Genomic DNA, 14,190 nt, shown 5'->3' with positions numbered 1-14,190 from the left:
GTATAAGGGGGCGCGATGACTGAGAAGATATGGCAAAGCCCCATCGCACCCGGCCTATCCTGGTATCAGGCAACAGCCGGCGAGCGCCCTGATTATCCGGCGCTCGACGGCTCCAGGCAGTGTGATGTCGCCATCATCGGCGGCGGTTATACAGGTCTGCAGGCCGCCTATAATCTCGCCAAAGCCGGCGTCTCGGTCACGCTGATCGAGGCCGTGAGGCTCGGCGACGGCGCCTCCGGACGCAATGGCGGGCAGCTCGGCACCGGCCAGCGCTGGTGGCCGGAGGAGCTCGAAAAGAAGATCGGCTACGAGCGCTCGAAGGCGCTCTTCGATCTTGCCGAGGATGCCAAGCGGCATCTGATGGATTTTGCGACCGAGCACCAGATCGATATGGAATACGTGCCCGGCCAGCTCAATGTCGCGCATAAGGAAAGCTACAAGCGGGAATACTACGAGAATGCAGAGATCGCGGCCTTTCGCTACGACTATCCGCATATCCGTTTCATGGACCGCGAGGAGACGCAGGAGCGGCTCGGCTCCAAGCGCTTCTATTGCGGCGTCCGCGATATCGGCACCGGCCATATACATCCATTGAAGCTGCTCATAGGCCTCGGCCGGGTAGCGGCCAATGCGGGCGCAGATATTTTCGAAATGACCAGGGCGACATCGATCAGCCAGGCCGGCGGCCGGATCACGATCGAGACCGAACGCGGCACGATTACCGCCAACCGGGTGCTGATTGCCTGCGATGGGCATATCGGCGATCTGGAGCCGGTGACGGAAAGCCATGTGATGCCGATCCGCTCCTTCATCGGCGCGACCGTTCCGCTCGACCGGTTTCCTGATGTGATACCTGGTGGCGAGGCGGTGGCCGATTCGCGTTTCGTCGTGCGGTATTTCCGAAAATCAAAGGATGGGCGGCTGCTTTTCGGCGGGCGCGAAGCTTATACGGCTGACAATCCGCGCGACATTTCCGAGCATATTCGCCGGCAGATCGCCGAGATCTATCCGGCGCTGAAGGATATTGAGATCACCCATGCCTGGGGCGGTTCGGTCGGCATCACCATGCCGCGCGAACCTTTCGTGCGGGAGGTCATGCCGGGTGTTACCTCAATCGGCGGTTATTCCGGCCATGGCGTCATGCTGTCAAATTACTGTGGCAAGCTTTACGCAGAAATGGTGTTGGGCAAATCGGCCGATCTCGATCTCTTCAAGGCGCTCGATATCCCCGCATTTCCGGGCGGCGCACGCATGCGGACGCCTCTGCTTTTCCTTGCCTTGTCGTGGTTCGCCCTCCGCGACAAGTTTTAGTTCGATTGCGGATTTCCTCTCCGGACGATTCGCTCTAAAACCGATGTCCGACAGATTCATTGCACCGCACACTGGCTTTTTTAAATCGATTAGATTAAAACGGCCACCAACCAAGCCTGATTGAGAGACAAGCTCATGAGCAGCCAGATCATCCCCGTTGAGCCTTTTGATTATGTCGTCTTCGGCGGCAGCGGCGACCTTGCAGAGCGCAAGCTTCTGCCCGCGCTTTACCACCGCCAGATCGAGGGCCAGTTCTCCGAACCGACCCGTGTCATCGGCGCTTCGCGCAGCCCGCTTTCGCATGAGGAATACCGCAAGTTCGCCAAGGACGCGCTCAAGGAGCACCTGAAGAAAGGCGAATATGACGAGGCGGAAGTCGAAAAGTTCTGTGCCCGTCTCTTCTACGTTTCCGTCGACGCCCGCACCGACACCGGCTGGGATCATCTCAAGAAGCTGCTCGATGAGGGCAAGGAACGCGTTCGCGCCTTCTATCTCGCTGTCGCTCCGGGCATCTTCGGCGACATCGCGCAGAAGATCTACGAACACAAGCTGATCACCAAGTCGACCCGTATCGTCGTCGAAAAGCCGATCGGTCGCGACCTTGCTTCGGCCTTGCAGCTCAACGACAATATCGGCCGCGTCTTCAAGGAAGAGCAGATCTTCCGCATCGACCACTATCTCGGCAAGGAGACAGTGCAGAACCTGATGGCGCTGCGCTTTGCCAATGCGCTCTATGAGCCGCTGTGGAATGCCAACTACATCGACCACGTGCAGATCACCGTTGCCGAGTCCGTCGGCCTCGAAGGCCGCGCCGGATACTATGACACAGCGGGCGCGCTGCGCGACATGGTGCAGAATCACATCCTGCAGTTGCTCTGCCTGACTGCGATGGAAGTCCCCTCCTCCATGGATTCGGAAGCCGTGCGCGACGAAAAGCTGAAAGTGCTGCGCGCGCTTAAACCGATCAACGCCTCCAACGTCGAGCAGGCGACGGTTCGCGGCCAGTACCGCGCCGGCGCTTCCGGCAGCGGCCCGGTCAAGGGCTATCTGGAGGAGCTTGAAGGCGGCGTTTCCAACACGGAGACCTTCGTCGCCATCAAGGCTGAGATCAACAACTGGCGCTGGGCAGGCGTTCCCTTCTATATCAGAACCGGCAAGCGTCTGGCCGGCCGCGTTTCGGAAATCGTCATCACCTTCAAGCCGATCCCGCACTCGGTCTTCGACCAGGCCGCCGGCCGCATCAGCCAGAACCAGTTGATCATCCGCCTGCAGCCGGATGAAGGCGTCAAGCAGTCGCTGATGATCAAGGATCCGGGTCCGGGCGGCATGCGTCTGCGCAATGTCTCGCTCGACATGAGCTTCGCCCAGGCCTTCAACGTCCGCAACCCTGATGCCTACGAGCGCTTGCTGATGGACGTCATCCGTTCCAACCAGACGCTGTTCATGCGCCGCGACGAAGTCGAAGCCGCATGGCAGTGGGTCGACCCGATCCTCAAGGGTTGGGAATCGACCGGTCAGCAGGTGCAGGGCTACACGGCCGGCACCTGGGGCCCGAGCCAGGCCATCGCGCTGATCGAACGCGACGGCCGCACCTGGCACGACGACATCTAGTCCGAGGTTTTAGGATATGGCATCGACACTGCATTCCTTCGCAAACGCCGCAGAACTCGCCACCAACCTTGCAGACAAGGTTTCCGGCGCCCTCTCGGCAGCCATCGCAGCCCGCGGGGCGGCAAGCATTGCCGTTTCCGGCGGTTCCACGCCGAAAGCCTTCTTCCAGGCGCTTTCGGCGCACGATATCGACTGGGCCAAGGTGACGATCACACTTGTCGACGAACGCTTCGTGCCGTCCGACAACCCGCGCTCGAACCATCTGCTGGTTGATGCCAATCTCCTTCAGAACAAGGCGAAGGCGGCACGTTTCGTGCCGCTTTACCAGCCAGCGAACTCCGTCGAGGAGGCTGCAAAGCTTGCAACGGTAAAGAGCGCCGAGATCGGCATCCCCTTCGACGTTGTGATCCTCGGCATGGGCGGCGATGGCCATACGGCTTCATTCTTCCCCGGCGGCAGCAATCTGAGCGTCGCGCTCGATGCCCAGACGCCGCGCGGCATCATCACCATGGAAGCGGAAGGGGCTGGCGAACCACGCCTCACTTTCACCTTCTCCGCTCTTGAAGATGCCAAACTGCTCATTCTCCATATTGAGGGCGAAGGCAAAAAAGACGTTCTCGCCAAGGCAGAGGGTGACGGCAAAGAGGCAGAAATGCCTATCCGCGCCATTCTGCGCCGGGCTACTTCCCCGGTCGAGATCTACTGGGCTCCCTGACAGGGCCTCACAGCCGCCGAAGTCGGCGAACAGATACAGACGAACCAGAACAAGGCAGGGATTTTCCATGTCCGCTCACGCACGTATTGCTGCGATTACGAATCGCATTGTCGAACGCTCGAAGCCGACCCGCGAGCGCTATCTGGAGCGCCTGCGCGCTGCCGCCTCAAAGGGCGTCAACCGCTCCGTTCTCGGCTGCGCCAACCTTGCTCACGGCTTCGCCATCTGTTCCCCCGCCGAGAAGGATGCGCTTGCGGGCGACCGCGTGCCTAATCTCGGCATCATCACCGCCTATAATGACATGCTCTCGGCCCACCAGCCGTTCGAGACCTATCCTGCTATTATCCGCGAGGCGGCGGCGCAGGCCGGCGGTATTGCCCAGGTTGCCGGTGGCGTGCCGGCCATGTGCGACGGCGTCACCCAGGGCCAACCCGGCATGGAGCTTTCGCTCTTTTCGCGCGACCTGATCGCGATGGCCGCCGGTGTCGGCCTGTCGCACAACATGTTCGACGCCGCGCTCTTCCTCGGCGTCTGCGACAAGATCGTGCCCGGCCTCGTCATCGCAGCCCTTTCCTTCGGCCACCTGCCGGCGATCTTCGTTCCGGCCGGACCGATGACCACAGGCTTGCCGAACGACGAGAAGTCGCGCGTCCGCCAGCTCTTTGCCGAAGGCAAGGTTGGCCGCGCGGAGTTGCTGGAAGCCGAATCCAAGTCCTATCACGGCCCCGGCACCTGCACCTTCTACGGCACGGCCAACTCCAACCAGATGCTGATGGAGATCATGGGCTTCCATATGCCGGGCTCCTCCTTCATCAATCCCGGCACGCCGCTGCGCGAAGCTTTGACCCGCGAGGCTGCCAAGCGGGCGCTCGCCATCACCGCGCTCGGCAACGAGTTCACGCCGGCCGGCGAGATGATCGACGAACGCTCTGTCGTCAACGGTGTGGTCGGCCTGCATGCGACCGGCGGATCGACGAACCATACGATGCACCTCGTCGCCATGGCACGCGCCGGAGGCATCCTGCTGACCTGGCAGGACATTGCCGAGCTTTCGGAACTGATCCCGCTGCTTGCCCGCGTCTACCCGAACGGGCTAGCTGACGTGAACCACTTCCAGGCTGCCGGCGGCATGGGCTTCCTCATCAAGGAATTGCTGAAGCAGGGCCTGGTGCATGACGATGTGCGCACGGTCTTCGGTCATGGTCTCCAAGCCTACACGGTCGATGCGCAGCTCGGCGAAAACGGTGGTGTCGTGCGCCAGGCCTCGCCGGAGAAGAGTCATGATCCGAAAGTGCTTGCCAGCATCGAAACGCCTTTCCAGGCAAACGGCGGCCTGAAGATGCTGCGCGGCAATCTCGGCAAGGCGGTCATCAAGATCTCCGCCGTCAAGGCAGAGCGCCACATCATCGAGGCGCCGGCGATTATCTTCCACAGCCAGCAGGAACTGCAGGACGCCTTCAAGGAGGGCAAGCTCAACCGAGATTTCGTCGCCGTCGTGCGCTTCCAGGGGCCCAAGGCCAACGGCATGCCTGAACTGCACAAGCTGACGCCACCACTCGGCGTGTTGCAGGACCGCGGTTTCCGCGTGGCACTCTTGACCGACGGACGCATGTCCGGAGCGTCCGGCAAGGTGCCGGCGGCGATCCACGTCACGCCCGAGGCGGTCGATGGCGGCCCGATCGCTCGCATCAGGGATGGTGACATCATTCGCCTCGATGCCATCAGGGGTACACTCGAAGTTCTTGTCGATGCGGCCGACATGGCAGAGCGCGAGCCTGTGATGATCGACCTCTCGGACAACGAATTTGGCATGGGCCGCGAGCTCTTCGCGCCGTTCCGCCATGCGGTCGGTCCGTCAGACCAGGGTGCGAGCGTGCTCTTCCAGACCCATCACTGATTTCTCTTTGCTTCGCGCAATTCCGGACGCAAAACCGCTGTACACTTTTGCTGGAATTGCTTGAGAATAGAAAAACCCGCGGCAAGAACCGCGGGTTTTTCATATCCAGCGAGACGCGAGACTGTTACGCGCGGATATCGAGGACGTAATCCTTGTGAGCCGGGTGGGTGCTGTAGACGAAGATCTTGTTCAGCTCCTTCTGCGTCAGCAGGCGCAGGAAGCGAACCTCGATCGTGTTGTTCGGAAAGGTCTTCATCAGCAGGCAGCCCACCTTGGTGATGCGGGCATCGGGAATATCCAGATAGAACTGCTTCGGCAGCGTGTACTGCGTGAGGATCGCGAGGATCGCGCTGCTCATCGATATACGGACGATGTCGCATCGACGCGAAGCGGCATGCATAACGCCCTTCTCCGTATATTCGATGCGCGCGGCGTTCATCGTGTCTTCCATCTTGAACCGCGCTTCGCGGTCGTACATGAAAGATTCTTCCTTCGCCAGGAAGTGCGATTTTGGGGGTGTTGGATTCGATGCGGCCACGGCCCTGGTTCCCTCAGTCTTGATTGGGAAAAGGCTAGCACCGCATATTTAACAGAAAGTAAGAATCCTTCCCCTCCACACCCTCAGGAAGAAGGATTCCACCAAAAATGGATGGTCATTTCCTGTAGGTGTGACCTGCCGCATCGAAGAGATGCAGCTTCTGCCGATCGGCGGCGAAATGCATCTTCTGGCCCCTCTTCACATCATAGATGCCGGGCAGCTTGACGATGATCGGCTCACCCTGAACCAGGCCCTCGATATAGAGCAGCGTCACTTCACCGAGCTGCTCGACGATCGAGACTTCGCCTTCAAACAGATAGTCCTCATCGGGGCTTGCAACGCGCAGATCTTCGGGGCGAACGCCGAAGCTTGCCTGCTTGCCCTTCTCGGGTGCAGCAGTGGTGATATCGAGCGTCACGGACTTGCCGCCCGTCAGCGTCACCGTCGTCGTCTCGCCGACGTCGGTGATCGTTGCCGGGATGATGTTCATGGCCGGGGAGCCGATGAACTTTGCGACGAACAAGTTCGCCGGGCGCTCGTAGAGCTCCAGCGGAGGCCCCACCTGTTCGATATTGCCGGCCGAGAGCACGACGATGCGGTCCGCCAGCGTCATCGCCTCGACCTGGTCGTGCGTGACATAGATCATCGTCGTATCGGCCATCTGCTCGTTCAGGCGGGCAATCTCGATGCGGGTTGCCACGCGCAGCGCAGCATCGAGGTTGGAGAGCGGCTCGTCGAAGAGGAATACCTTCGGGTTGCGGCAGATGGCACGGCCGATGGCCACACGTTGGCGCTGGCCGCCCGAGAGTGCCTTCGGCAGGCGGTCTAGATATTTCGTAAGCTGCAGCGTCTCGGCCGCCGCCCGCACGCGGCGGTCGATCTCCTGCTTGTTTTCGCGGGCGATCTTCATCCCGAAGGCCATGTTGTCGAAAACAGTCATATGCGGATAGAGCGCATAGGACTGGAACACCATGGCGATGCCGCGCCTGGAAGGCGGCACTTCATTGACGAGCATGCCGTCAATATACATCTCACCGCCGGTGATGTTCTCAAGGCCGGCGATCATTCTAAGAAGCGTGGATTTGCCACAGCCGGAGGGGCCGACGAAAACGATGAATTCACCCTGCTTGATTTCCAGGTCGATGCCGTGAAGCACGTCCACCGATCCATAGGATTTGCGGATATCCTTAAGCGTCAGTCCAGTCATTTTCCTCTCCCCTCCTGATCCTTAAGCGAGACGGGCGAAATACGCCCCCCAGGCCGGAATATCGATCTTGTCGCCGTAGTTGTTGCTGGTAAAGCCGTGGCCCGTCAAAGCCTGCCAGTCGCCCGCCGGCAGGGTCACATTGGTTTCCGTCGGCCCCATGTTGAAGACKCAGAGCAGCGTCTCGTTGCCGAATTCACGGGTGAAGACCAGCGCGTCGCCCTGCGGATCCTCGAACTCGATCTCGCCCTTGGCGAAAGCCGGATACTGCTTACGGAAGGCGATGAAGCGGCGGTAGTGCTCCAGCACGGAATTGTCGTCACCCTGCTGCACGCTGACGGCACGCAGGATGTGCTCGACCGGCACCGGCAGCCAGGGCGTGACCGTCGAGAAACCACCCTGGGCGACCTGGCTGTCCCACACCATCGGCGTGCGGCAGCCGTCACGCCCCTTGAATTCCGGCCAGAACTGGATGCCGTAGGGATCCTGAAGATCCTGATAGGCCAGATCGGCTTCGGTCAGCGCCAGTTCCTCGCCCTGATAGAGGCAGACCGAACCGCGCAGCGTCATCAACAGCGAGGCGTAAAGTTTGGCGAAGGCGTCGTGGTCGGCGACCAAGGAACCCCAACGGCTGACATGGCGCATGACGTCATGGTTCGAGAAGGCCCAGCAGGCCCAGCCATCGGGAGCCGCGGCACCGAAATCCTTCATGACTTCCTCGACGCGCTCAGGCGTAAGCGGATCGGGCGCCAGGAATTCGAAGGCATAGCACATGTGCATCTTGTCGTTGCCGGAGGTGTATTCACCGACGATTTCCAGACCCCGCTGGCTGTCGCCGACTTCGCCGACAGCGGCGATGGCCGGAAACTCTTCGAGAACCGCGCGGAAGCGCTTCAGGAATTCGAGATTTTCCGGACGGTTCTTGTCGTATAGATGTTCCTGGAAGTTATAGGGGTTCACGGCGGGAGCCGTCGACGCATTGCGGCGTTCCGGGGCGAGCGCCGGATTGTCGCGCAAGAGCTTGTCGTGGAAGTAGAAGTTGATCGTGTCGAGGCGAAACCCATCGACACCGCGCTTCAGCCAGAAGCGGACGACATCAAGCAGGCGATCCTGAACCTCTGGATTGTGCAGGTTCATGTCCGGCTGCGAGGTCAGGAAGTTGTGCATGTAATATTGCATGCGCGTCGGATCCCACGCCCATGCCGAACCGCCGAAGATCGACAGCCAGTTGTTGGGCGGCGTACCATCAGGCTTGGCATCGGCCCAGACATACCAGTCGGCCTTGGCATTGGTCTTGCTCGTGCGGCTTTCGACGAACCAGGGATGCTGGTCGGAGGAATGCGAGACGACGAGATCGATCATCACCTTGATGCCAAGACGATGAGCTTCGGAAATCAAGGTGTCGAAATCGATCAGTGTGCCGAAGATCGCATCGACATTTTCATAGTCCGAGACGTCATAGCCGAAATCGCGCATCGGCGAGGTGAAGAAGGGCGAAATCCAGATCGCGTCAGCGCCGAGGCTTGCAACATGCGGCAGGCGGGCGGTGATGCCCTTCAGGTCGCCGATGCCGTCGCCGTTCGAATCCTGGTAGGAGCGCGGATAGATCTGATAGATCACCGCGCCGCGCCACCAGTCCTTGTCGGCGGTCAGAAGGGATTGGGAAGCCACACTCATGGAATATCCTGTTTGAAATTGCGTCTTGGGATGGATCAGCCCCCCTTGACCGACCCCGCCAGCAGGCCGCGCACCAGATAACGCTGCAGCGAGAAGAAGACGAGCAGCGGTATGATGATGGTGATGAAGGCCGATGCCGTCAGGATTTCCCAGTTGCCGCCGCGCGAACCGAGCAGCGCATTCAGCGCTCCGGTCAGCACGAGGTGATCCTTGTCGGTGCCGAGGAAGACCATGGCCACAAGCAGGTCGTTCCACACCCACAGAAACTGGAAGATCGCGAAGGACGCGAGCGCGGGGAAGGAGAGAGGCAATACGATGCGGGTGAAGATCTCGAAGTCGCTGGCGCCATCGACACGGGCGGATTCGATGATCTCCTTGGGCAGGCCGGAAATATAGGCCCGCAAGAGATAGATGGCGAGCGGCATGCCGAAGGCCGTATGCGCCAGCCAGATGCCGGGATAGGTCTTCGACGGCTGGCCGATCAGGGAGCCGATCTCATTATAGAGACGCAGCAGCGGGATGAGCGACATCTGCAGTGGCACGACGATGAGGCCGACGACGAGCGCGATCAGCAGCGCCCGGCCTGGGAATTCCATCCAGCTCAGCGCATAGGCTGCGAAGGCGGCGATCAGGATCGGGATGATGGTGGCCGGTATGGTCACCGTCAGAGAGTTGATGAAAGACTGGCCGATGCCCTCGCCGGCGAGAACCGTCTGGTAGTTGCGCAGGGTGAATTCGGGCGGTGCCGATGCCGCGACATAGATGCGGCGCGGACGCTCGTCGGGAGCGAAGGCGGCGTTCTTCATATAGCGATAGCTGCCGTCGCTATTGATGACGATGCTTTCGCCGTCGCCGAGATCGGCGGTCTGGCCGGCCTCGAAGGCCGAAGGCTGCTGGACGCGCACGCCGAAGGCCTTGACCGAGCGGCCGGGCTGGTCGGCCAGGACATTGCCGGTGATGACGTAGATATCGCCTTCCTGCTTGGCCTGATCGGGCGTGCCGAGACGCGCGGCCACGGTCTGGGTCGAGCCGGCAAAGGCGGTCCACCAGCCGGAGACGGTGATCTGATCCTTGTCGCGCAGCGCGCTGACGAAGATGCCGAGCGTCGGCACCAGCCAGATGACGACGATGATGAGAACGCAGAAGTGAACGAAGAGACGGGCCGGGCCGATCTTGAAGTAGCTTGCAGCTGTGGTCATCTCAGCGTCCCTTCAGCTCGGCATTGGCGCGACGCACGTTCCACACCATGATCGGTGTCACCGCCAGCATGATGATGATGGCGATGACAGCGCTTCGGCCGGAATCGCCGCCGCCGCGGAACAACCAGTTGAACATCAGGTTCGCCAGCACCATGGTCTGCCACTGGCCGTTGGTCATGGTGAGCACGATATCGAAGACCTTGAGAACAAGGATGGTGATCGTCGTCCAGACGACGGCGATCGTGCCCCAGATCTGCGGCACCATGATGCGCCAGAAGATCTGCCATCCATTGGCGCCATCGATGACGGCAGCCTCGATCGTCTCTTCCGGGATGCCGCGCAGTGCGGCAGAGAGGATAACCATGGCAAAGCCGGTCTGAATCCAGACCAGGATCACCATCAAGAAGAAATTGTTCCAGAAAGGAACGGAAATCCAGACCTCCGGCGTGCCGCCGAATGTCTGCACGATGGCGTTCAGGAGGCCGATCTGCACATCGTTGCCGCCGCGGTATTCATAGATGAACTTCCAGATGACGGAAGCGCCGACGAAAGAGATCGCCATCGGCATGAAGACGATGCTTTTTGCGATATTGCCCCACCAGATGCGGTCGGTCATGACTGCGATGACGAGGCCGAAGAAGGTGCAGGCGGCGGGCACCACGGCGAGCCACAGGATGTTGTTGAAGATCGACTGGCGGAATTCGCGGTCGTTAAACGCCCACAGGTAATTCTGCGCGCCGACGAACTGCTCGCCGGTCCGGTCATAGAAAGACAGGATGAAGGTCGCAACGACGGGATAGACGAGATAGACGATCAGCAGGAAGAGCGCCGGGCCGAGAAACAGCCAGGGGCGGATCATAGCGCGCCGGTTCAGATTGGTTGAGGCCCGACGGATATCACCGTCCTTCACCGGCAATGCGAGATCGAGGATCTTGTTCGAGAAAAAGAAATAGGCCGAGCAAGCAAAAACGGCTACGACCACGACGCCCAAAGCGGACACTATCTGCGACAGCATTTCGTCCCTCCCCTGCTTCCCTGTCTTATTTTGAAGGGTTAATGCCGGATACCGTCAATATAGCTTAGGTGTTTGACCACAGGATCCAGCACGACCGGGCTCCCCCTCTGGAACCCGGCCGCTCATTCCGTGATGCCGCCGGTCACCCGGCGGCATGGACTGATGGGAAATTACTTGATGCCGTCCCAAGCACTCTGGATTTCGGCTGCGGCGTCCTGAGCGGATTTGCCGCCGACGAAATCGACCATGCCGGTCCAGAACGCGCCGGCGCCGATCTTGCCGGGCATCAGGTCCGAACCGTCGAAGCGGAAGGTGGTGGCCGAGGTCAGGATCTCGCCTTCCTTCTTCATCTGCTCGTTGGCATAGGCGTCGACATTGACGCCCTTATACGGGGTCAGGAAGCTCGATTGCGCCATCCAGAGTTCATGCGCGACTGGCGTCTTCAGGAAGTCGATGAAGGCGCGTGCCGTCGGAGAGTCCTTGGCGATGGAGACCAGCGTGCCTGCACCGAGAACCGGCTTGCCGAGATCGGCATGGGCAGCATAAGTCGGCATGTAGAAGAAGTCGGCATCCGTGCCGAGCTTCGTACCCTCAGGGAAGAAGGACGGAATGAACGAAGCCTGGTGGTGCAGGTAGCACTTCGGCGGAACGGCGAAGAGGCCCTTCGGGCTGTCGCGGAAGTCGGTCGAAGCAACGGCTGCAACGCCGCCGTCGACATACTTCTCGTTCTTGGCGAACTTGCCGAATTCATCGATGGCGGCAACGACAGCCGGATCGGTGAACTTCACTTCGTTGGTGGTCCACTTGTCGTAGACGTCAGGCTTCTGCGTGCGCAGCATGATATCTTCGACCCAGTCGGTCGCCGGCCAGCCGGTCGCGCCGCCAGAACCGAGACCGATACACCAGGGAACGCCACCGTCCTTGACGATTTGGTCTGTCAGGGCGTGCAGTTCTTCCATGGTCGTCGGGACCTTGTAGCCTGCTTCTTCGAAGTTCTCGGGAACATACCAGACGAGCGATTTTACGTCGGCCTTGTATGGGAAGGCGTAAAAGGCTTCCTTGCCGTCCTTACCCTTGTAGGTGCCGTAGCCGACCCAGCTGTCGCCGGCGCCGTAGTTATCCTTGATCCACTTGGAGGTATCGTCGCCGAGCGGCGTCAGGTAGCCCTTGCCGGCGAGATCGGCCAAAAGGCCCGGCTGCGGCAGGACCGCAATGTTCGGCGGGGAGCCTGCCTGCGTATCGATGACGATCTGCTGCTCATAATTTTCGGACGAGGAATACTTGGCGTCGACGCCGGTCGCCTCGACGAAATAAGCGAGAATGCTCTGGAAGAAAGCTTCGTCTTCGCCGCGCCAAGGGCCGAAGATCGTCAGCTGCTGACCCTTCAGGTCGGCATGCGCAGCCTTGAAGTCATCATAGCTCTTCCAGTTGAACTTGGCGTCCTGGCCCGGCGCGAATTTCAGATCCGCGGCCGATGCAGCGCCGGCAAAAAGCGCCACGAGTGCAACGCCCATAAAGAATGTCTTTTTCATGTGATCAACCTCCCATCACAATCCCAACCACGCTGAATTTCATTCAAAGGAAATCTCAAAGCGCTTTGACACGCCAACTGATTCACTTTCGGTGGAGTGAAGTCAAGCCATTTCGCGAAAACGCCCCGAATACAGCCTGATTATCGCGCCGCAGCGAGACCTGATGGGAAATATGGAGCGATTTTTCTTGAGTCAAGCGCTGTAGATGCTACATAATTAAAAGCGCTTTGGGTGCCATGGGAGGCGGAGGGCGTTTGCGGCCACAGGGCAGGCCGGGAGGAAGCATAGCAGGTGAATCTTAAACAGCTATCGGAATTGCTGGGGCTTTCGCAGACGACTGTGAGCCGCGCGCTCAACGGTTACCCCGAGGTCAACGAAGCGACCCGGGAACGCGTGCTTCGGGCCGTCAAGGAAACCGGATACCGGCCGAACAAGGCCGCCCAGCGGCTTGCGACCGGCAAGGCCGGCTCGATCGGCCTCGTCATGCCGACAGCACCCGGCCATCAGTCCGACGTTCATTTCGGCGAGTTCCTGACCGGCCTCGGCGAGGAAGCGGTGCGCCACGACTTCCACTTCGTCATCATGCCCGCCGATCCCGACGACGAGGTTGCAGCATTGCGCCGGCTGGCGATCAGCGGCAATGTGGATGCACTCTTCGTCGCCTATATGCGCGGCCACGATCCGCGGCTCGCCATGCTGAAATCGCTTTCCATGCCCTTCGTCGTGCATGGTCGCTCCTTCGGTTCTGAACCGGATTATCCCTATCTCGACATCGACAACGAGGGTGCCTTCTACGATGCTGCGAGACTTCTCTTGCAGCTCGGCCATACGCGCTTTGCAATGATGAACGGGCCGGCGCATCTCGATTTCGCCATTCGCCGCAGGAACGGCCTCATCGCAGCACTCGCCGAACGCGGGCTGGAGCTCCTGGAGGACTACACGAGCCACACGGTCATGACGGATGAGGAAGGGCTGATTGCCATGGAGCGCTTTCTGCAGCTTCCGGATCGGCCGACTGCCATCCTGTGCTCCAGTACGGTTCTGGCACTCGGCGCGATCCGGGCCGTCAATCAGGCCGGGCTCAAGCTTGGCGAGGATATTTCGCTGATCGCCCATGACGACGTGTTGCCGCTGCTGAAGCCGGAAAACTTTTCCGTCCCGCTGACGACGACCCGCTCGTCGCTACGCGCTGCGGGCGTGCGCATTGCACAGAGGCTCATCGGCACGGTCAAGCAGGCAGGTCCCTTCCCCGAACAGGAGCTCTGGAAGACAGAGCTGATCGTCAGGGCCTCGACAGGCCCTGCCCCGTAAGATGATCAGAAACTCGGCGGCGTAAGCCCAACCGAACGATGGGCGGCAATCACCGTATTGGCCATCAGCATGGCGATCGTCATGGGACCGACGCCACCCGGCACCGGCGTGATGACTGCGGCAACCGGCGCGACCTCCGCAAAGGCGACGTCGCCGACAAGGCGGGTCTTGCCCTCGCCC

The 14,190-nt window shown here is 60.5% G+C and carries 11 protein-coding genes and 1 pseudogene; 5 read left to right on the top strand and 7 right to left on the bottom strand.

The window, feature by feature from the left end; all coding sequences use genetic code 11:
• The first annotated feature begins 15 nt into the window (after positions 1-15).
• From AC1D35_RS32160 to edd, 4 genes are all read left to right on the top strand, one after another.
• Complete coding sequence (locus AC1D35_RS32160) at positions 16-1,311, top strand: NAD(P)/FAD-dependent oxidoreductase (protein ID WP_113311552.1); 1,296 nt, start codon at positions 16-18, stop codon at positions 1,309-1,311.
• 135 nt (positions 1,312-1,446) lie between these two features.
• Positions 1,447-2,922 (top strand): glucose-6-phosphate dehydrogenase, encoded by a 1,476-nt coding sequence (zwf, locus tag AC1D35_RS32155; protein WP_113300714.1) that lies wholly within the window; start codon positions 1,447-1,449, stop codon positions 2,920-2,922.
• A gap of 16 nt (positions 2,923-2,938) precedes the next feature.
• Positions 2,939-3,637 carry a 6-phosphogluconolactonase gene (pgl, locus tag AC1D35_RS32150; RefSeq protein WP_113311553.1) on the top strand — a complete coding sequence of 233 codons (699 nt, stop codon included), beginning with the start codon at positions 2,939-2,941 and terminating at the stop codon, positions 3,635-3,637.
• A gap of 67 nt (positions 3,638-3,704) precedes the next feature.
• Complete coding sequence (gene edd / locus AC1D35_RS32145) at positions 3,705-5,534, top strand: phosphogluconate dehydratase (protein WP_113311554.1); 1,830 nt, start codon at positions 3,705-3,707, stop codon at positions 5,532-5,534.
• Between the two features lie 124 nt (positions 5,535-5,658).
• Here edd and AC1D35_RS32140 read toward each other — a convergent pair whose 3' ends face one another.
• From AC1D35_RS32140 to AC1D35_RS32115, 6 genes are all read right to left on the bottom strand, one after another.
• Positions 5,659-6,012 carry a hypothetical protein gene (locus AC1D35_RS32140; protein WP_113300717.1) on the bottom strand — a complete coding sequence of 118 codons (354 nt, stop codon included), beginning with the start codon at positions 6,010-6,012 and terminating at the stop codon, positions 5,659-5,661.
• Positions 6,013-6,187: 175 nt separating this feature from the next.
• The gene (locus AC1D35_RS32135; RefSeq protein ID WP_113311555.1) at positions 6,188-7,279 is read right to left on the bottom strand and encodes a sn-glycerol-3-phosphate ABC transporter ATP-binding protein UgpC; all 1,092 of its coding nucleotides are present in this window, start codon (positions 7,277-7,279) and stop codon (positions 6,188-6,190) included.
• A gap of 21 nt (positions 7,280-7,300) precedes the next feature.
• Positions 7,301-8,953, bottom strand: a complete 1,653-nt coding sequence (bglA, locus tag AC1D35_RS32130) for a beta-galactosidase BglA (RefSeq protein ID WP_477941894.1) — start codon at positions 8,951-8,953, stop codon at positions 7,301-7,303.
• A 35-nt stretch (positions 8,954-8,988) separates the two neighbouring features.
• The gene (locus tag AC1D35_RS32125) at positions 8,989-10,152 is read right to left on the bottom strand and encodes a carbohydrate ABC transporter permease (RefSeq protein ID WP_113311557.1); all 1,164 of its coding nucleotides are present in this window, start codon (positions 10,150-10,152) and stop codon (positions 8,989-8,991) included.
• Between the two features lies 1 nt (position 10,153).
• Positions 10,154-11,167, bottom strand: coding sequence for a carbohydrate ABC transporter permease (locus AC1D35_RS32120; protein ID WP_113300721.1), 1,014 nt, complete (start codon positions 11,165-11,167; stop codon positions 10,154-10,156).
• Positions 11,168-11,337: 170 nt separating this feature from the next.
• The gene (locus tag AC1D35_RS32115; protein WP_113300722.1) at positions 11,338-12,699 is read right to left on the bottom strand and encodes an ABC transporter substrate-binding protein; all 1,362 of its coding nucleotides are present in this window, start codon (positions 12,697-12,699) and stop codon (positions 11,338-11,340) included.
• A 291-nt stretch (positions 12,700-12,990) separates the two neighbouring features.
• Here AC1D35_RS32115 and AC1D35_RS32110 point away from each other — a divergent pair, with 291 nt between their 5' ends.
• Positions 12,991-14,010, top strand: a complete 1,020-nt coding sequence (locus tag AC1D35_RS32110; RefSeq protein ID WP_113311558.1) for a substrate-binding domain-containing protein — start codon at positions 12,991-12,993, stop codon at positions 14,008-14,010.
• A 5-nt stretch (positions 14,011-14,015) separates the two neighbouring features.
• Here the strand turns inward: AC1D35_RS32110 and AC1D35_RS32105 are convergent.
• Positions 14,016-14,190, bottom strand: a pseudogene (locus tag AC1D35_RS32105) (bifunctional methylenetetrahydrofolate dehydrogenase/methenyltetrahydrofolate cyclohydrolase); the annotation flags it as partial.

Source organism: Rhizobium sp. P1_E6, assembly GCF_056405875.1.
The sequence above is the reverse complement of the archived record's forward strand: the minus strand, read 5'-3'. Positions and strand labels throughout refer to the sequence as shown.

Coding starts and splice junctions, on each gene's coding strand:
- edd (WP_113311554.1), top strand. CDS start 3,705: ATGTCCGCTCACGCACGTATTGCTGCGATTACGAATCGCATTGTCGAA.
- pgl (WP_113311553.1), top strand. CDS start 2,939: ATGGCATCGACACTGCATTCCTTCGCAAACGCCGCAGAACTCGCCACC.
- AC1D35_RS32125 (WP_113311557.1), bottom strand. CDS start 10,152: ATGACCACAGCTGCAAGCTACTTCAAGATCGGCCCGGCCCGTCTCTTC.
- AC1D35_RS32120 (WP_113300721.1), bottom strand. CDS start 11,167: ATGCTGTCGCAGATAGTGTCCGCTTTGGGCGTCGTGGTCGTAGCCGTT.
- zwf (WP_113300714.1), top strand. CDS start 1,447: ATGAGCAGCCAGATCATCCCCGTTGAGCCTTTTGATTATGTCGTCTTC.
- AC1D35_RS32140 (WP_113300717.1), bottom strand. CDS start 6,012: ATGTACGACCGCGAAGCGCGGTTCAAGATGGAAGACACGATGAACGCC.
- AC1D35_RS32135 (WP_113311555.1), bottom strand. CDS start 7,279: ATGACTGGACTGACGCTTAAGGATATCCGCAAATCCTATGGATCGGTG.
- AC1D35_RS32160 (WP_113311552.1), top strand. CDS start 16: ATGACTGAGAAGATATGGCAAAGCCCCATCGCACCCGGCCTATCCTGG.
- AC1D35_RS32115 (WP_113300722.1), bottom strand. CDS start 12,699: ATGAAAAAGACATTCTTTATGGGCGTTGCACTCGTGGCGCTTTTTGCC.